This is a genomic window from Streptomyces sp. NPDC001515 (assembly GCF_053597115.1).
In genome coordinates this window covers 1-18,109 of record NZ_JBSFHN010000066.1, presented here as the reverse complement: position 1 = coordinate 18,109, position 18,109 = coordinate 1, and the positions used below count along the sequence as shown (strand labels likewise).

The 18,109-nt window shown below is 71.4% G+C and carries 15 protein-coding genes; 10 read left to right on the top strand and 5 right to left on the bottom strand.

Annotated elements, in window-relative coordinates; all coding sequences use genetic code 11:
* The 9 genes from ACWCXC_RS36970 to ACWCXC_RS36930 all read left to right on the top strand — a co-directional run.
* Nucleotides 1-1,616, top strand: a 1,616-nt coding sequence (locus ACWCXC_RS36970; protein ID WP_450685647.1) for a peptidase C14, incomplete at its 5' end; no start/stop codon positions are given.
* A 50-nt stretch (nucleotides 1,617-1,666) separates the two neighbouring features.
* Nucleotides 1,667-2,923: a Gfo/Idh/MocA family protein gene (locus ACWCXC_RS36965; protein WP_450891769.1), complete on the top strand. Its 1,257-nt coding sequence runs from the start codon at nucleotides 1,667-1,669 to the stop codon at nucleotides 2,921-2,923.
* Between the two features lie 41 nt (nucleotides 2,924-2,964).
* Nucleotides 2,965-4,227 carry an ABC transporter substrate-binding protein gene (locus ACWCXC_RS36960; RefSeq protein WP_450685645.1) on the top strand — a complete coding sequence of 421 codons (1,263 nt, stop codon included), beginning with the start codon at nucleotides 2,965-2,967 and terminating at the stop codon, nucleotides 4,225-4,227.
* A gap of 94 nt (nucleotides 4,228-4,321) precedes the next feature.
* A complete protein-coding gene (locus ACWCXC_RS36955) occupies nucleotides 4,322-5,227 on the top strand; it encodes a carbohydrate ABC transporter permease (protein ID WP_383651237.1) in 906 nt (301 codons plus the stop codon).
* Nucleotides 5,228-5,232: 5 nt separating this feature from the next.
* A complete protein-coding gene (locus ACWCXC_RS36950) occupies nucleotides 5,233-6,180 on the top strand; it encodes a carbohydrate ABC transporter permease (RefSeq protein ID WP_450685644.1) in 948 nt (315 codons plus the stop codon).
* Nucleotides 6,181-6,186: 6 nt separating this feature from the next.
* Nucleotides 6,187-7,215 carry an NAD-dependent epimerase/dehydratase family protein gene (locus ACWCXC_RS36945; RefSeq protein ID WP_450685643.1) on the top strand — a complete coding sequence of 343 codons (1,029 nt, stop codon included), beginning with the start codon at nucleotides 6,187-6,189 and terminating at the stop codon, nucleotides 7,213-7,215.
* A gap of 8 nt (nucleotides 7,216-7,223) precedes the next feature.
* Complete coding sequence (locus tag ACWCXC_RS36940; RefSeq protein ID WP_450891768.1) at nucleotides 7,224-8,279, top strand: dihydrodipicolinate synthase family protein; 1,056 nt, start codon at nucleotides 7,224-7,226, stop codon at nucleotides 8,277-8,279.
* Nucleotides 8,263-9,291 carry a hydroxyacid dehydrogenase gene (locus ACWCXC_RS36935; protein WP_450891767.1) on the top strand — a complete coding sequence of 343 codons (1,029 nt, stop codon included), beginning with the start codon at nucleotides 8,263-8,265 and terminating at the stop codon, nucleotides 9,289-9,291. Before ACWCXC_RS36940 ends, ACWCXC_RS36935 begins: the two co-directional genes overlap by 17 nt.
* A gap of 40 nt (nucleotides 9,292-9,331) precedes the next feature.
* Nucleotides 9,332-10,180: a fumarylacetoacetate hydrolase family protein gene (locus ACWCXC_RS36930; RefSeq protein ID WP_450891766.1), complete on the top strand. Its 849-nt coding sequence runs from the start codon at nucleotides 9,332-9,334 to the stop codon at nucleotides 10,178-10,180.
* Between the two features lie 44 nt (nucleotides 10,181-10,224).
* Here the strand turns inward: ACWCXC_RS36930 and ACWCXC_RS36925 are convergent, their stop codons facing one another.
* The 5 genes from ACWCXC_RS36925 to ACWCXC_RS36905 form a co-directional block, all read right to left on the bottom strand.
* On the bottom strand, nucleotides 10,225-11,925 hold the full coding sequence (locus ACWCXC_RS36925) for a flavin monoamine oxidase family protein (RefSeq protein ID WP_450891765.1): 1,701 nt from the start codon (nucleotides 11,923-11,925) through the stop codon (nucleotides 10,225-10,227).
* 52 nt (nucleotides 11,926-11,977) lie between these two features.
* Nucleotides 11,978-12,775: a carbon-nitrogen hydrolase family protein gene (locus ACWCXC_RS36920; protein WP_450685638.1), complete on the bottom strand. Its 798-nt coding sequence runs from the start codon at nucleotides 12,773-12,775 to the stop codon at nucleotides 11,978-11,980.
* A 199-nt stretch (nucleotides 12,776-12,974) separates the two neighbouring features.
* Nucleotides 12,975-13,430 carry an Lrp/AsnC family transcriptional regulator gene (locus ACWCXC_RS36915; RefSeq protein ID WP_383651229.1) on the bottom strand — a complete coding sequence of 152 codons (456 nt, stop codon included), beginning with the start codon at nucleotides 13,428-13,430 and terminating at the stop codon, nucleotides 12,975-12,977.
* Between the two features lie 126 nt (nucleotides 13,431-13,556).
* The gene (locus tag ACWCXC_RS36910; RefSeq protein ID WP_450685636.1) at nucleotides 13,557-15,014 is read right to left on the bottom strand and encodes an aldehyde dehydrogenase family protein; all 1,458 of its coding nucleotides are present in this window, start codon (nucleotides 15,012-15,014) and stop codon (nucleotides 13,557-13,559) included.
* 194 nt (nucleotides 15,015-15,208) lie between these two features.
* The gene (locus ACWCXC_RS36905) at nucleotides 15,209-16,675 is read right to left on the bottom strand and encodes a GuaB1 family IMP dehydrogenase-related protein (RefSeq protein ID WP_450685635.1); all 1,467 of its coding nucleotides are present in this window, start codon (nucleotides 16,673-16,675) and stop codon (nucleotides 15,209-15,211) included.
* Nucleotides 16,676-16,985: 310 nt separating this feature from the next.
* Between ACWCXC_RS36905 and ACWCXC_RS36900 the strand changes: the two genes are divergently transcribed.
* Nucleotides 16,986-18,008 (top strand): terpene synthase family protein, encoded by a 1,023-nt coding sequence (locus ACWCXC_RS36900; protein ID WP_450891764.1) that lies wholly within the window; start codon nucleotides 16,986-16,988, stop codon nucleotides 18,006-18,008.
* The last annotated feature ends 101 nt before the right edge of the window (nucleotides 18,009-18,109 follow it).

The following is an 18,109-nucleotide window of genomic DNA, read 5'->3' as shown; positions in this document are numbered from 1 at the left end:
TCCACACCACCGGCATCGAGAAGAACACCCACGACAACCCCTTCGGCGCCGTCCTCTCCTTCCGCGGCACCGTCACCGACACCACCGTCGAACACACGCTGGGCGCGGCGATGCCGGACCTCTCGGACCTCTTCGAGGTCGGGGACTCAGCGAAGTTCGCGGTCGGCCAGTGGTGGGCCGTCGAGATCAACGCCCTGGCGGGGAAGTACGAGAAGGAGATCCAGCGCCTCGTCCAGGTCACCGAGGTCGTGGACGGCTCGCACATCCGGGTCAACTACCAGATCGGCTGGGACCTGGCGGCCGGACGCACCCTGACCTGGACCCGGATCGAACCGGTGGACCGCGCCCATGTGCGCAACATGGTCTTCGAGGGCTGGGGCGAGGACGAGATGACCGGCTCGCACCCGGTCTCCTACGAGTACGCGGTGCGCTGCGACGTCTCGGGGATCGAGGCGATCGGCACCTTCTGGCCCGTGGTGATGCGCCGCTGGTGCACGTACTTCCGCACCGAGCGGTGCTCGCTCACCAACCCGAAGTCGGTCACCTACGGCGGGGCCGGCTACCTCACCCAGCAGATCTACTGCCTCTACGGGCACGTGGAGGACTGCCACACCTCCAACGCCCGCCACCTCAACGACTTCACGGCCTCCGCCTACTGCTATGTCACCAACTGCCACGGCGACGGTGACGACGAGGGCCCCTTCGTCACGCACGGCCAGTTCGAGCACGACCTCGTCTACACCGGCAACTCCGGGCTGATGACCTTCGCCAACTCGGGCGCGGCCTGGGGCGGACGGGCCAAGCGCATCACCGTACGGCGCCACGCCTGCTCCTGGTTCGTCGCCCGGGTCAAGATCACCGATCTGACGCTGGAGGACGTGCTGGTCATCGGCAAGGAGTCGCTGGCCGGTTCCGGAATGCTCTGGGTCAACGCGGACGGCGTCCAGATGCGCGGCTGCACGGCCACCGGACCGCTGATCGTCTCGCGGGCCTCGGACCTGTCCGCCCGGCCCAATGTGATCGCCGACTCCTCGTTCGCGTTCGCGGCGGGCGCCGAGATCACCCAGGCCAACGTCACCGCCCCGCTGACCCTCCGGGGCAGCGTGCTGAAGGGCGTGGACGGCGCGGTGTTCAACGGCACCGGACCGCTGGTGCTCGACCAGTGCACGCTGACCGGGTCCAAGAACACCGCCCCGGTCTCCGTCGCCCACTCCGACGTCACCGTGCTCGGCGGCGAACTGCGCGACACCGGGCTCAGGCTGACCTCGGCGAAGGACCAGCGGCTGCGCGTCGACGGCACCCGGCTGTCGGGCACCAACAAGGAGGGCGCCCTGCTCTCCCGCACCGGCGCGGACCGCACCGTCGACTGGCGGCTGAGCGGTCTCGACTCCACCACCGACAAGGCCACCGCCCACATCCGGCTCACCGACGGCACCAACCGCTACCGGGCCACGGGCTCCACCTTCACCGGCGGCCGGCTCGAACTGCGCCCCGCGGCGTTCGGCGCGGGCGGTCATCTGCTGCACACCGGATGCGTCGAGGACGGCACCGAGCGCACCGCCGTCCCGGACGAGGGCGACCGGATCGCCCACACCGCGGCCACCCTGCGGTTCTGACCGCCCACCGCCCCCTTCCCCTCGCACACCCCCGACCACCAGGGATTTCCGTGACCACGCACACCCCGATCACCGGCCGGCCCGTCCGGATCGCGCTCGTCGGCGCCGGCAACCGCGGTCTGACGTACACCGAGTGGATCAAGGCGCACCCCGAGCGCGCCGAACTCGTCGCCGTCGCCGATCCGCGCCCCGCCGCGCGGGCCGCCGCCGGCGCTCCCCTGGAGTTCGACGACTGGCGGCCCCTGGTGGAGGAGCGCATCGCGGACGCGGTGATCGTCGCCACCCAGGACCGCGACCACGTGGAGCCGGTCCTGGCCCTGGCGGAGGCCGGGTACGCGATCCTCGCCGAGAAGCCGCTCGCGCCGACCGAGGAGGAGACCCGCCGGATCGTGGAGGGGGTGGAGCGGGCCGGTGTCCTGTTCGCGGTGTGCCACGTCATGCGGTACACCCCGTACACCGACCTGGTGAAGGAGGTCGTGGACTCCGGGGTGCTCGGGCAGCTCGTCTCGCTCGACCATCTGGAGCCGGTCGGCTGGTGGCACTACGCGCACAGCTATGTGCGCGGCCCCTGGCGCAGCGAGAAGGACTCCTCCCCGATGCTGCTCGCCAAGTCCTGCCACGACCTGGACTGGATCACGTACGTGATGGGCGGCCGGATCGAGCAGGTCACCGGGTTCGGCGGGCTGAAGCACTTCCGGCCGGAGAACGCCCCGGCCGGGTCCGCCGAGCGGTGCCTGGACTGCGCGGTCGAGCCGGGCTGCCCGTACAGCGCGCAGAAGCTGTACCTTCCCACGATCCGGGAGAAGGGCGCGGTCTGGCCGGTCACCCATGTCACCGAGGCGACGGACGAGGCGGGGCTGATCCAGGCCCTGCGCGAGGGCCCGTACGGGGTCTGCGTGTACCGGAGCGACAACGACGTGGTCGACCACCAGGTCCTGGCCATGGAGCTGACGGGCGGGGTGACCGCGACCTTCCAGATGGTCGCGTTCACCGAGCAGACCCACCGCCAGACCCGGATCTTCGGCTCGCACGGCTGGCTCGTCGGGGACGGCGAGCGCGTCACCGTGCAGGACTTCCGGACGGGCGCCACCACCGTCCGTGAACTCGGCGCGTCCGGTTCGAACGCGGCGGACGGGCACGGCGGCGGGGACGCCGCGCTCGTCGAGGCGTTCGTCACCGCGCTCGCCACCGGCGACGCCGGGGCCGTGCGCTCCGGTCCCGCCACCTCGCTGGGCAGCCATCTCGCGGCCTTCGCCGCCGAACGCGCCCGGCACACCGGCACCGTCCAGACGGTCCCGGCGCACTGACCTCCTCTCCTTCCCACCCTCATGTCCCGGAGGACCCCCTCATGTCCCGTACGTCCCGCATCTCCCGCCGTTCCAGACTGCGCGCCCTCGCGGTCCCCGTCGTGGCCACCTCGCTCGCCGCCGGGGTGCTCGCCGGCTGTTCCAGCGACGGCGGCGACGGCAACACCGTCACCATGTGGACCTACCCGGTCATCTTCGACGAGGCCAAGAACAAGGCGTACTGGGACGGTCTGATCAAGGCGTTCGAGAAGGAGCACGCGGGCGTGAAGGTGAAGGTGGAGACCTTCCCGTGGGCCAACCGCGACACCGCGCTGGCCACCGCGATCGCCTCGGGCAAGGGCCCGGACGCGGTCTATCTGATTCCGGACCAGCTGCCGAAGTACGCCAAGAGCATCGTCCCGGCCGACGACTACATGCCGGCCGACGCGAAGTCCGACTACACGGACTTCGCGCTGAAGTCGGTGACGGTCGACGGCAAGGCGCTCGCCACCCCGATCCTGACCAGTGCCAACCCGCTGATCTGCGACAAGCGCGTGTTCGACGCGATCGGGGAGAAGACCTACCCGACGAGCTGGGCCGACCTGGAGGCGCTGGCGCCGAAGCTGAAGGACAAGGGCTACTACGCCACCAGCTACAGCGGGGACACCCAGCAGACCCTGAACATGACGTTCTATCCGCTGCTGTGGCAGGCGGGCGGCGACGTCTTCTCCGAGGACGGCAAGAACGTCACCTTCAACGACGCGGCCGGCGTCAAGGCGCTGACGTACCTGAAGAAGCTGGTCGACGGCGGCTACACCGACAAGGACCTGGTGACCACCACGCCCAAGCTGGAGCAGACCCCGACCGCCAAGGGCAAGATCGCCTGCACCTGGCAGAACACCCCGGCGGACGTCGAGCCGTTCTGGGGCAAGGAGAACATCGTCGTCCGGCCGCCGCTGAAGGAGACCGCCTCGGTCGGCTACGGCACGGTGGGCGCCCTGTCGATGCTGAAGGGCGCCGACAAGAAGAACACCGGCGACTGGCTGAACTTCGTGGCCGAGTCGAAGAACGCGGCCGGGCTGCAGAAGGCCGCGGGCTACTTCCCGGCCCGCACCTCCGGCGGCGACCTCTACCCGGACGACGCGCTCCAGAAGGCCGTGGGCGCGACCCTGCCGAGCATGACCGTGGGCCCGCTCCAGGACAAGGCGCGCGAGGTCCAGGGCGTGCTCGCCCCGGAGATCCAGGCGGCGCTGCTCGGCAAGAAGAGCCCGAAGGACGCGCTGGACGCCGCGCAGAAGGCCGCGCAGGCGATGCTCGGCCGCTGACCGAAGGCCGCGGGGCCGGCCCGTCCGGCCCCGCGACCCCACGGGGGTGATCCCCCCGACCCCCGCAATTCCCCCGTACCGCAAGGAGATCCCCGTGGCAGTCGTCGCGGAACCCACCCGCCGGGGCCGTCGCAGCGGGCCGCAGGCGCGCCGCGAGGCCCGGATCGGCCTGCTCTTCGTCCTCCCCTGCTTCCTGCTGTTCCTCGCCTTCCGGTTCGGTCCGGGCGTCGCCGGTGTGCTGATGAGCTTCACCGACTACTCGCTGACCGGCGGCGGCAGTTTCATCGGGCTGGACAACTTCACCCGTCTCTGGGACGACCCGCTCTTCTGGCAGGCGCTCAAGGTCACGGTCCTCTACACCGTGCTGGCCGTGCCGGGCACCCTGATCGCCTCGGTCTCGCTGGCGCTGATCACCCGGCGCGCGTTCCGGGGCGCGAAGTTCTTCCGCTCGGTGTTCTTCCTGCCGGTCGTCACCTCGCTGGTGCTCGCCGCGACGGTCTTCGTGTGGATCTTCTCGACCGGCGGTCCCTGGTCCACCGTGATGGGCTGGATCGGCCTGTCGGAGTCCTCCTGGCTCTCCGACGACGTGCTGGTGCTGCCGGCGCTCGCGCTCGTCGGGATCTGGTCGCGCTTCGGCTACGGGATGCTCATCCTGCTCGCCCGGATGCAGGACATCCCGCGCGAACTGGAGGAGGCCGCGCTCACGGACGGGGCCGGCCCCTGGCAGCGGTTCCGGTACATCGTGCTGCCGCAGCTCAAGCCCGCCCTGTTCTTCCTCGCGGTGATCGAGACGACGGCGTCCTTCCAGGTCTTCGACGCCGTGTACACGATGACCGGCGGCGGCCCCGCCAACGCCAGCTACACGCTCGTCTTCCAGCTCTACGACGCGGGCTTCAAGTACTTCGACCTGGGTTACGCCTCCGCCATCGGCGTCGCGCTCTTCGCGCTGACCGTCGTGGTCGCGGTGATCCAGCGGCTCGTGATCGGGAAGGACCAGTGACCACCATGACGACAGCCCCCGCCGAGACGAAGGCCCCGCCCGCCGCGCCGGCCCCCGCGCCCCCGGACCGGGCCGCGCGCCGCGCCGAGCGCCGGCTGCGCAAGCTCTCCGAGCAGGACACCGTCCCGCACGGCATGCGCCCCACCCGGGCCGGCCGGATCGGCCGGGCCGTCCTGCTGACGGTGGCCGCGCTGGTCACGGTCTTCCCGTTCTACGCGATGGTCGTGCTCTCCCTGAAGCCGTCGGCCGCCGTCGACTTCCCCGGCAGCCTGCTGCCGTGGCCGCTGACCGGCGAGGCGTACGACACCGTCATGGGCGCCCAGGACGTGCCGCGCTGGCTGCTCAACACGCTGATCTACTCCGTCGTCTCGGTCGTCGGCGTGCTGCTGCTGGCCTCGCTCGCCGGCTACGCCTTCGCCAAGAAGCGCTTCCCGGGCCGCGAGACGATGTTCTGGTCGTTCCTGTCGATGGTGATGGTCCCGTACCACGTCACGATGATCCCGACCTTCGCGATGATCGCGAAGCTCGGCGGGGTGGACACCTACTGGGGTCTGATCGTGCCGACCCTCGCCAACGCCCAGGCGGTCTTCCTGATGCGGCAGTTCATCCAGGGGTTGCCGGACGAACTGTTCGAGGCGGCCCGGCTCGACGGGTGCAACGAATGGCAGATCTTCTACCGGATCGTGCTGCCGCTGCTGAAGCCGATCCTCGCCACGCTCGGCGTCTTCGTCTTCCTGTGGCACTGGAACGACTTCCTGTGGCCGCTGGTCATCGGCCAGTCCACCGACATGCGCACCCTGACCGTCGGCATCGCCTCGCTCCAGCAGCAGAACGTGCCGCTCAATGTGGTGCTCTCCGGCTCCGTCATCGCGTTCGTGCCCATCTTCGCCGCGTACATGGTGGGCCAGCGCTACTTCACCGAGGGCGTCACCGCGTCCGGAATCAAGGGATAGACACCTGTGTTCACCGATGAGGCCGCACTCGAAGAGCGGCTCGCCACCCCCTCCCCCGCACTGATCGCCGATCTCGGCCGGCTGGAGGGCGACCTGCTCGTGCTCGGCGCGGGCGGCAAGATGGGTCCGAGCCTGTGCCGGCTGGCCCGCCGGGCGCTGGACGCCGCGGGCCGCACGGACCTGGCCGTGTACGCGGTCTCCCGCTGGTCGGACCCGGCGGCGGCCGAGGAGCTGGAGGCCGCCGGGGTCCGTACCGTCGCCTTCGACCTGATGGACCCGGCCGCCGATCTGGCCGCCCTGCCGGACGCCGGGAACGTCGTCTTCATGGTCGGCGCCAAGTTCGGCTCCGCCGGAGCCCCTTCGCACGCCTGGGCGGTCAACGCCGCCATGCCGGACCGGGTCGCCCGGCGCTGGTCCGGGGCGCGGATCGCCGCGTTCTCCACCGGCAACGTCTACCCGCTGGTGCCCGTCTCCTCCGGCGGCTGCACCGAGAGCGACCCGGTCGGCCCGGTCGGCGAGTACGCCATGTCCTGCCTCGGCCGGGAGCGGATCTTCGACCACGCCGCCCTGACCCGGTCCACCAAGGTCGCCAACATCCGCCTCAACTACGCGGTGGACCTGCGCTACGGCGTCCTCGCGGACATCGCCCACCGGGTCATGAACGGCGAGCCGGTCGATGTGACGACCGGCCACGCGAACGTGGTCTGGCAGGGGTACGCCAACGAGGTCGCCCTGCGCGTCCTGCTCCACGCCACCGAGGGCGAGGCGTTCACCCTCAACCTCACCGGACCCGAGACCGCCTCGGTGCGCCGCCTCGCCGGATGGTTCGGCGCGGAGTTCGGCGCGGAGCCGGTCCTGGCCGGCGAGGAGGCCCCCACCGCGCTGCTCTCCGACGCGAGCCGCTGCCACGCCCTCTTCGGCTACCCGGACGTCCCGCTGCGCACCCTCGTCTCCTGGCAGGCGGACTGGCTGCGCCGGGGACTGCCGCTGTCCGGCAAGCCCACCAAGTTCCAGGTCCGCGACGGAAGGTTCTGATCCACCCCATGTCCTCCCCCACCCCGCTGTCCACCCCCGCGCTGGAGCTGCTCGCCGACGGCGTGGCCATCCCGGCGCATCCGCTCGCCCTGCACGAGGACGGCACGTTCGACGAGCGCCGCCAGCGCGCGCTCACCCGCTACTACCTGGCCTCGGGCGCGGGCGGCGCGGCCGTCGCCGTGCACACCACCCAGTTCGAGATCCGCGATCGCGAGGTCGGGCTGCTGCGCCCGGTTCTGGAGCTGGCCGCCGAGACCATCGACGCCGAGGCGGGCCGGCCCTTCGTGAAGGTCGCCGGCGCCTGCGGCTACACCGCCCAGGCCGTCGCCGAGGCCGAGACCGCCGCCGCGCTGGGCTACGACGCGGTGCTGTTGAGCCCCGCCGTCCCCGGAGCCGACGAGAAGGGGCTGCTGGACCGGGCCCGCGCGGTCGGCGAGGTCCTTCCGGTCATCGGCTTCTACCTCCAGGAGGCCGTGGGCGGCCGCTATCTGTCGCCCGCTTTCTGGTCGGCGTTCACCGATCTGCCGAACACCGTCGCGGTGAAGATCGCCCCCTTCGACCGCTACCGCACCGCCGACGTCGTCCGCGCGGTCGCCGCCGCCGACCGGGCCGACGAGGTCGCCCTGTACACCGGCAACGACGACGACATCATCGGCGATCTGCTGACCCCGTACGAGACGGCGGCCGGTACCCGGCGCTGGTTCGCCGGCGGGCTGCTCGGCCAGTGGGCGGTGTGGACGCGCTCCGCGGCGGTCCTGCTGGAGGACGTGCGGCGGGCCCGCGCCGGGGACCACGAGGCGATGGTCCGCTGTCTGGCCCGCCGCCCGGAGCTGACCGACGCCAACAGCGCCGTCTTCGATGTGCGCGGCGCCTTCCGCGGCTGCATCGCCGGGGTCCACGAGGTGCTGCGCCGGCAGGGCCTGCTCTCCACCATCCGGTGCCTGGACCCTGCCGAGACGCTCTCGCCGGGGCAGGCCGAGGAGATCTCCCGGGTCTGTGCCGCCTACCCCTGGCTGACCGACGACGCCTTCGTCGCGGAGCACCTCGATGACTGGCTCTCCTGAGTCGGCGGCCGGGGACCGCCCCCGGGTCGTCGTCGCCGTGCCGCCGGGGCTGCGCGGGCAGTTCTTCACCGACGCGGTGTGGCGCGAGCTGGAGCGCGCGGCCCGTCTCGTCGTCGTCGACGACCACCGGGACCGGGCGGCCGTCGCGGCGGCCCTGCCCGGCGCCCGCGCGCTGATCACCGCGTGGGGCGCGCCGAAGGTGGACGCCGCGCTGCTGGACGCCGGGGACCGGCTGGAGCTGGTCGCCCACACCGGTTCGGCGGTGGCCCCCTATGTGACCGAGGACGTGTTCCGGCGCGGGGTGCGGGTCACCCAGGCCGGGGACGAGATGGCCCGTCCGGTCGCCGAGGTCGCGCTCGCCTTCACCCTGGCGCTGCTCCACCGCGTCCACCGCTTCGACCACGCGCTGCGCTCCGGGCTGGACTGGGCGGCGGCGAGCGAGGCCCCGCCGCGCCACGAGATCCACGGCAGCGAGATCGGGGTGATCGGCGCCTCACGGACCGGCCGGGCCTACATCGCGCTGGTGCGGGCGATGGGCGCGCGGGTGAGCGTCACCGATCCGTTCCTGTCGGAGGCGGACGCCCGGGAGCTGGGGGTGGCGTCCGTGCCCCTGGAGACGCTGCTCACGCACAGCAGGATCGTGGCCGTGCACGCCCCGGTCACCGAGGAGACCCACCGGATGCTCGGGGCGCGGCAGTTGGCCCTGATGCCGGACGGTGCGGGGCTGGTGAACACGGCCAGGTCCTGGCTGGTGGACGAGGACGCGCTGCTGGCGGAGCTGGCCTCGGGGCGGCTGGACGCGGCGATCGACGTGTTCGACGCCGAGCCGCTGCCGGTGGACCACCCCTTCCGGTCGCTGCCGAACGTGCTGCTGACACCCCATCAGGCGGCGGGCAGCGTGGAGTGCCGGCAGCGGCTCGGCACCAGCGCCGTGGACGAGGTGCTGCGGCTGCTGTCCGGGCGGCCCCCGGCGCACGCCGTCACCGCCGACGCCCTGGCCCGGCTGCACTGACCCCTGTCCCCCTCATCCCCGTACCCTCAGGAGATCCCCCATGCGTCTGATGCGCGTCGGCGAGCCGGGCCACGAGCGCCCCGTCGCCGTCTGTCCCGAAGGCCGTCACTACGATCTGTCGGGCGTCACCGACGACATCGACGGCGCCTTCCTCGCGGCGCTCGCCGACCACCCGCACCTGATCCCCGCCGAGCCGAAGCTCCCGGAGACCGACATCACCGGGCAGCGCGTCGGCGCCCCGGTGGCCCGGCCCTCCGCACTGCTGTGCATCGGGCAGAACTACGCGGCCCACGCCGCGGAGTCCGGTGCCGAACCGCCCGAGCAGCCGATCCTCTTCTACAAGTCGCCGAACACGGTGGTCGGTCCGTACGACGACGTGCTGATCCCGCGCGGCTCGAAGAAGACCGACTGGGAGGTGGAGCTGGCCGTGGTGATCGGGCGGCGGGCCTCCTATCTGGACTCCCCCGCCGACGCCGCCGCCCACATCGCGGGCTACGCGGTGAGCAACGACGTCTCCGAGCGCGCCTTCCAGCTGGAGGAGTCGGGCGGCCAGTGGTCCAAGGGCAAGAGCTGCGCGACCTTCAACCCGCTGGGTCCGGTGCTGGTGACGGCCGACGAGGTGGGCGACCCGCAGGCGCTGCGGCTGCGGAGCTTCGTCAACGGTGAGGCCCGCCAGGACTCCTCCACCGCGGACATGATCTTCAGCGTGGCGCATCTGGTGCACCATCTGTCGCAGTACCTGGTGCTGGAGCCGGGCGATGTCATCAACACGGGGACGCCGCAGGGCGTGGCGTTGTCCGGGCGGTTCCCGTATCTGGCGGCCGGCGATGTGATGGAGGTCGAGATCGCGGGCCTGGGCCGGCAGCGCAGCGTCTGCCGGCCCGCGTAGCGAAAGGCCCCGGGGGCGTCGGCCCCCGGGCGCGCGGCCTGGGCTCAGTCCTCCGGGAGTTCGACGGGGGCGATCTCGTCGAAGACGTCGCCGGGGCCGGGGTTGGTCGTGTCGGTCGCGCCGCCGAACTGGGTCATCACGCCCCAGACGGCGTTGAGCGCGGTCTGGACGGCCCCCTCGGCCCAGCCGGCCGTCCAGGAGATGTCGTCGCCGGCCAGGAACAGTCCCCGCTTGTCGGCGGGCAGCCGGTCCTGCATGAAGTGGGTGAACAGCCGCCGCTGGTAGCGGTAGTGGCCGGGCAGGTTGGCCTTGAACGCGCCCATGAACCAGGGCTCGTTCTCCCAGGAGACGGTGACCGGGTTGCCGGTGATGTGGCCCCGGATGTCGACGTTCGGGTAGATCTCGCCGAGCGACTTGAGCATGACGTCCATGCGCTCGGCCGCCGAGAGCGGCAGCCACTTCAGGCTGTCGTCGCACCAGGTGTAGGAGAGGCAGATGGCGGCCGGGCGGTCCGGGCCGTCGTCCAGGAGATAGGTGCCCCGGGTCATCCGGTCGGTCAGCGTCATCGACATGGTGTCGCGGCCGGTCCTCTCGTCCTTGTCGAGCCAGAACGGGCGGTCGACGGGGACGAAGAGCTTGGACGACTCCATGTAGTGGGTGCGTTCCATCGCCGTCCAGTGGTCGATGGGGAAGAGCGCGTCGTCGCAGTCGATCTTGGAGAGCAGCAGCCAGGACTGCCCGGTGAAGACGGCGGCGCGGTAGGTGCGGATGTCTCCGGAGGCGTCGGTGACGGTGATCCGGTTGCCGGCGGTGCGGTGCAGCCGGGTGACGGCACCGCGCGGGGCGCCGTCGTGCAGCGAGGCCAGCGAGGTGCCGAGCGGCCAGTGGACGATCTTGCGCGGTTCGCGTTCCCAGAGGCGCTGCGGGAGCTGCTGGCTGCCGCCGACGATGGAGCGGTGGTGGTCGTCGGCCTCGGTGTAGACGACGCGCAGGATCTCCAGGATGGAGTTGGGGAAGTCGGTGTCCCAGCCGCCGGTGCCGAAGCCGACCTGGCCGAAGATCTCGCGGTGCCGGAAGGACGTGAAGGCGTCGGAGTCGCAGAGGAATCCGTAGAAGGTCTGGTTGTCGAGCTTCTCGACCAGCCGGGCCCAGATCGCGCGGATCGTGGGAACGTCGCGTTCGCGCAGGGCCCGGTTCATGTCGGAGAAGTCGGCGCCCTCCTCCAGGCAGCGGTTCCAGGCGTCCATCACCTCGCGGTAGACCTGCGGGAGCTCGTCGATGGTGCGGGCGTAGTGCGACTCGCCCTTGAGGTCCACGACGGTGGAGGGGGTGGCCGGGGAGAGCGGGTTGGGGAACGGCTTCGTCTCCAGGCCGACCAGGTCGATGTAGTGCTGGAGCGCGGTCGAGGAGGGCGGGAAGCGCATGGCGCCCATCTCGGCGGTGAGAGGCTCTCCGTCGGTGCCGCAGCCCTCGAACTCGACGGTGCGCAGCCGTCCGCCGATGCGGTCGGCCTCGTAGACGACGGGCCGCAGCCCCATCTTCATCAGTTCGTAGGCGGTGACGATGCCGGAGAGCCCGCCGCCGATGACGGCCACCTCGCTGCCGTGCTCGGTCGCCGGTATCTGGCCCAGTCCCGCCGGGTGCGCGAGGTAGTCGTCGTACGCGTACGGGAAGTCCGGGCCGAACATGGTGATCGGCGGGGCCGCTTCCTCGGTGTGCTGGACGGCGGGGGGCACGGCGGTCATGGGGTGCGGGCTCCTTGCGGGAAAAGAAGGGGGAGAGAGGTGGGCGGCGGGCTCAGACGAGGGAGCCGTACAGGCCGGGCCGGCGGTCGCGGAGGTAGGGGTTGGCGTCCCGGGAGGCGGCCAGCAGCGCGGGGTCGACGTCACCGACGAGGAGTTCGGTGCCGTGTCCGGCGCGGGCGCGGACGGTGCCGTCGGGCCCGGCCAGGCAGCTGAGTCCGGTGAACGAGAAGGCGCCCTCGGTGCCGGTGCGGTTGGCGTAGGCGACGTAGAGCTGGTTCTCGAAGGCGCGGACCGGGACGAGCGACTGGGCGACGAAGGCGTAGGGGTGCATCAGCGCGGTGGGCACCAGCAGCAGATCGGTGCAAGCCAGCGCGTGTGCCCGTACGTTCTCCGGGAACTCGACGTCGTAGCAGATGAGCAGTCCGACCCGGACGCCGTCCACCTCGGCCTGGACGACGGGCCGGTCGCCGGGGGTGAACCAGCGCTCCTCGAACTCCCCGTAGAGATGGGTCTTGCGGTAATGGGCGAGCGGGCTGCCGTCGGCGGAGAGGAGCTGGACGGCGTTGTACAGGGTCTCGCCGTCGCGTTCCGGGTATCCGTAGGCGACGGCGAGCCCGTGCCGCGCGGCGATCGCGGCGACGGCGCGGGCGGAGGGCCCGTCGGCGGCCTCGGCCAGCCGGGGCACGTCGTCGCCGATGGCGTAGCCGGTGAGATACATCTCGGGGCAGACGAGGAGCCGGGCGCCCGCGGCGGCGGCCCGGCCGGCGGCCTCGTCGAGCGCGTCGAGGGACCCGGCGACACGGCCCGGGGTTCCGGTGCCCTGGAGCAGGGCGGTACGCAACGACGGCATGGCTGACCTCGAACAATGCGGGCGGGGCGGGGAGACGTACTGACGGTACGTTCCGCGATTCGCCCCGGACAAGGCGCGAGCGTTGCGCGCCGACCGTCGATCCGTTGCGTGTGATCGGGCGGGTGCGGTGATTCGTTGCGCGGGGGGCCTGCGGGGCGGGGAGGGCTGGCCGGGCGGGCCCGAGAAGCAGCGCCGAGGGCTAGCCGGGCGAGCCCGAGGAGTAGCGCCGCAGGAGGGGTGAGAGCACCAGGACGGACTTGGTCCGCTCGACGTACGGCTCGCCCGCGATCCGCTCCAGCACCTGCTCGAAGTGGCGCATGTCCGCGGCGAAGACCTGGACCAGGGCGTCGGCGTCGCCGGTCACGGTGGAGGCCGAGGCGACCTCGGGGTAGCGGGCCAGGCCCTGCTTGATCGACTCCGGGGAGGTGTTGCGGCGGCAGTAGATCTCGATGTACCCCTCGGTCTCCCAGCCGAGCGCGGCGGGGTCGACCCGGACGGTGAACCCGGTGATGGCCCCTTCGGCGCGGAGCCGGTCCACCCGGCGTTTCACGGCGGGGGCGGAGAGCCCGATGAGGGCGCCGATGTCCGCGTAGGAGCGGCGGGCGTCCTCCGCGAGGGCGTGGACGATGCGTTCGTCGAGGTCGTTCAGTCGCACGTCGTACGGGTCACTTCTCTGCGCTGGGCCCCGGCGGGGCGGGTCGTGGTGGCCGGCGGGCGGTGTCGCCCTCGGAAGTAGACCACGGCCCGCCCCTCGGGGCGCGCTCACCGCGGGGGCGCGGGATCAGAACGGGAACTGCGAGCGCCCGTGCTGCACGGAGATCCACTTCTGGGTGGTGAAGGCGTCCAGCATCGCGTCGCCGTTGAGCCGTCCCAGCCCGGAGTTCTTCTCGCCGCCGAAGGGGACGACGGGCTCGTCGTGGACCGTGCCGTCGTTGATGTGGATCATGCCGGTGCGGATGCGCTGCCCGACCCGGACGCCGCGCTCGACGCTGCCGGTGTGCACGGCGCCGCTGAGGCCGTAGGGGGTGTCGTTGGCGATCCGGACGGCCTCGTCCTCGCCGTCGAAGGGCACCAGGAGGGCGACCGGGCCGAAGATCTCCTGGGAGAGGACCGGGGAGTCGGCGGGCAGGCCGGTGAGGACGGAGGGGCTGACGAGGTTGCCCTCGGCCCGGCCGTGCAGCAGGGCCGTCGCCCCGTCCGCGACGGTCCGGTCGACGAGCGCGGATATCGCCTCGGCCTGGGTGGAGTTGATCAGCGGGCCGATCTGGGTGGCGGGGTCGGCCGGGTCGCCGACGCGCAGGGAGGCGACCTTGGCGACGAACTTCTCGGTGAACTCCCGCTCCACCGCCCGGTCCACGAGGATGCGGTTGGCGGCCATGCAGACCTGCCCCTGGTGCACGTACCGGCTGAAGACCGCCGCGTCGACGGCGTAGTCCACGTCGGCGTCGTCCAGGACGATCAGCGCGCTGTTGCCGCCGAGTTCGAGCACGGCGCGCTTGAGGTGCGCCGCGCAGACCGTGGCGACGTGGCGGCCGACCTTGTCGGAGCCGGTGAAGGAGATGACCTGCGGGACGGGGTGCTCCAGCAGCGCGTCGCCGATCTCCGCGATGTCGGTGACCAGGACGTTGAGCAGGCCGGCCGGAAGTCCGGCGTCCTCGAAGATCTTGGCCACCAGGGTGCCACCGCAGACGGGGGTGTTCTGGTGGGGTTTGAGGACGACGGCGTTGCCCAGGGCGAGGGCGGGCGCCACCGACTTCAGGGAGAGCAGGAAGGGGAAGTTGAAGGGGCTGATGACGCCGACGACCCCGGCCGGGAGGCGGTAGACGCGGTTCTCCTTGCCCGGGGTCGGGGAGGGCAGGATCTGTCCGGTGGAGCGCAGCGCCAGGACAGCGGCCTCGCGCAGGAACTCCTTGGCCAGGTGCAGTTCGAAGGCGGCCTTCAGCCGGGTGCCGCCCAGCTCCGCGACGATCGCGTCCGCGATGGCGTCCTCGCGCTCCTCGACGAGGCGCAGCGCCTTCTCCAGGACGGCCCGGCGGGCGTAGGGGTTGGTGTCCGCCCAGGCCCGCTGGGCGGACTCGGCGGCGCGGTAGGCCCGGTCCACCTCGTCGGCCGTGGCGACGGTGATGGAGGCGAGCTTCTCCCCGTCGTACGGGTTGAAGTCGACGATGTCCCAGGACCCCTTCCCCGGCCTCCACTCTCCGTCGATGTACTGCTGGGCCAGTTCGGTGAAGAAGGACATGGGATCCCTTACCGGAGAGGGGCGAGTAACTGAAAGCAATTCATGTTACTTATCATCCCGGGGAGTTGGTACGGCTCCGAGGCGCGCCGCCCGCCACTTCCGGCCACGCCCCGCGGATCACCGCGGGCGCACACGACGGCGCCCCTTCCGGCACGAACGGCCGGAAGGGGCGCGAGGGTTGCGCTAGCGCGGGATCAACTCCAGCTGGCGTGCAGCGGCTTGCCCTCCGCGTAACCGGCGGCGCTCTGCACCCCGACGACAGCCTTCTCGGCGAACTCGGCGAGGGAGGCCGCACCGGCGTAGGTGCAGGAGGAGCGCACGCCCGCGATGATCGAGTCGATCAGGTCCTCGACGCCGGGGCGGGCCGGGTCCAGGAACATCCGCGAGGTGGAGATGCCCTCCTCGAAGAGCGCCTTGCGGGCGCGGTCGTACGCCGACTCGTCGGAGGTGCGGTTCTTCACGGCGCGCGCGGACGCCATGCCGAAGGACTCCTTGTAGAAGCGTCCGTCGGCGGACTGCTGGAGGTCGCCGGGGGACTCGTAGGTGCCGGCGAACCAGGAGCCGATCATGACGTTCGACGCGCCGGCGGCGAGGGCCATGGCGACATCGCGGGGGTGGCGGACGCCGCCGTCGGCCCAGACGTGCTTGCCGTACTTCTTCGCCTCGGCCGCGCACTCCAGAACGGCGGAGAACTGCGGGCGGCCCACGCCGGTCATCATGCGGGTGGTGCACATGGCGCCGGGACCGACCCCGACCTTGATGATGTCCGCGCCGGCCTCGATGAGGTCGCGGACCCCTTCGGCGGCGACGATGTTGCCCGCCACGATCGGCACCCGGGGGTCGAGGGCGCGGACGGCGCGGACGGCGCTGATCATCGACTCCTGGTGGCCGTGCGCGGTGTCGACGACGAGGGTGTCGGCCCCGGCGTCGAGCAGCTGCTTGGCCTTGCCCGCGACGTCTCCGTTGATGCCGACGGCGGCCGCGATCCGCAGCTTGCCCGCTCCGTCGGTGGCCGGGGTGTAGAGGGTGGCGCGCAGCGCGGCCTTGCGGGTGAGGATGCCGACGAGCTTGCCCTCGGCGTCCACGGCGGGGGCGAGCTTGCGGTTGGCGCCGTCGAGCTTGTTGAAGGCGTCGCGCGGGTCGATGTCCGCGTCCAGCAGGAGCAGGTCCTTGGACATGACCTCGGTCAGCTGGGTGAAGCGGTCGACACCGGTCAGGTCGTGGTCGGTGACCACGCCGACGGGCCGCCCGTCGGCGTCCACGACCACACCGGCGCCGTGGGCGCGCTTGGGCAGCAGCGACAGGGCGTCGGCGACGGTCTGGCCGGGGGCCAGCACGATCGGGGTGTCGAGCACCAGGTGGCGGGTCTTGACCCAGCCGATGACGTCGGTCACGACCTCGATCGGGATGTCCTGCGGGATGACGACGAGGCCGCCGCGGCGGGCGACGGTCTCGGCCATCCGGCGGCCGGCGATGGCGGTCATGTTCGCCACGACGAGGGGGATGGTGGTGCCGGTGCCGTCGGGCGAGGCCAGGTCGACGCCCTGGCGCGATCCGACCGACGACCTGCCCGGAACCATGAAGACGTCGTCGTACGTGAGGTCGTACGGGACGGACGGGGACTCTGTGTAGCGACCGGTGCCGGGCTCAAGAAAACGCATAAGACTCATTTTTTCATACGAAACGGCGCAGGTCGCTTCCATGAAGACACAGCAAACGACTCCCTCGTTCGTATGTTCCTCCAAGGGAACACATCTCGGGAGTCCCGGGCAAGGGGAACCTGCCTTGCTCGCAGACCCTACCCGACGGGCGTGCGAATCATTCGTGATCATCCCCTCTGGACCTGGTGACTGGGGGTCAGGTAGCTTCAAACGCGCAGGTCCCGCGGGTCTCCCCAATGCCCCGGATCAACAGGCGGCGCGGCCCCCAACTCGCGCCGCACACACGACCGGAGAGGATCACGTGCCGCCCGTGGACAGCCAACTTCCGGACATTTACTGCCCGTTCGTCCCGCAGACCAATCCGCACGTGCCGCACGTCCGGGACCACCTGGACCGCTGGACGCGCAAGACCGGTCTGGTGCACCGGGATTCGGCCCGGGAGCGCTTCGAGCAGGCGGACTTCGGCGCCTTCGTCGGCATGGTCTACCCGACGGCGGACAGCGAGAAGCTGGACCTCGTGGCGGACTGGTTCGTCTGGCTGTTCCTGGTCGACGACCAGCTCGACGACGGCCACCTCGGCCGCAGCCCCGAGCGGGTGCGCGATGTGGTCGCGCTGATGCAGAACGTGGTCGAGGGCCGCCGCACCGGCGTCCTGGAGAACGAGGAGCTGCCCGCCGCCGTCGTCGCCCTCATCGACCTGTGGGAACGCACCACACCGACGGCGGCGGTCCACTGGCGGCGGCGGTTCGCCTGGCATCTGATCACCTACCTCACGACGGCCACCACCTGGGAGGCCGGCAACCGCGCCGCCGGCGTCGTCCCGGCGGAGGACACCTACATCGAGAAGCGCCGCCACACCGGCGCGATACACGTCTGCATGGACCTCATAGAGATCGTGGAGGGCATCGAGGCCCCCCAGTCGATCCACAACGATCCGCGCTTCATCACGGCGCTGGAAGCCTCCTGCAACGTCGTGTGCTGGGCCAACGACGTGTACTCGTACGAGAAGGAGCAGGTCCTCGGCGAGATCCACAACCTCGTCCACCTGGTCCGCCACCACCGCGGTCACGGCAAGCAGGAGGCGCTGGAGCACGTCTGCGCGCGGATCGCCACCGAGACCGAGCGCTTCCTCCACGCGGAGGCGGAGCTGCTGGCCGCCTATCCGGAGCTCGCCCCGATGCTGCGGCCGTATCTGGACGGGATGCGCAGCTGGATGCGCGGAAACCTCGACTGGTCCCGGCAGACGCCCCGCTACAACCCGGACGACGTCGCCCAGTACGAACGGCCCGAGCAGTATCTGGAGGCGACGGTCCTGGGCGTCGAGACGCACTGAGCGCACGCGGAGGGGCGGGGGGGCGGCGGGCCCCCCCCCCCCCCCCCCCCACCCCCCCCCCCCCCCCAGACCGGCGGGCCCCCGCAACCACCGCGCGCGCG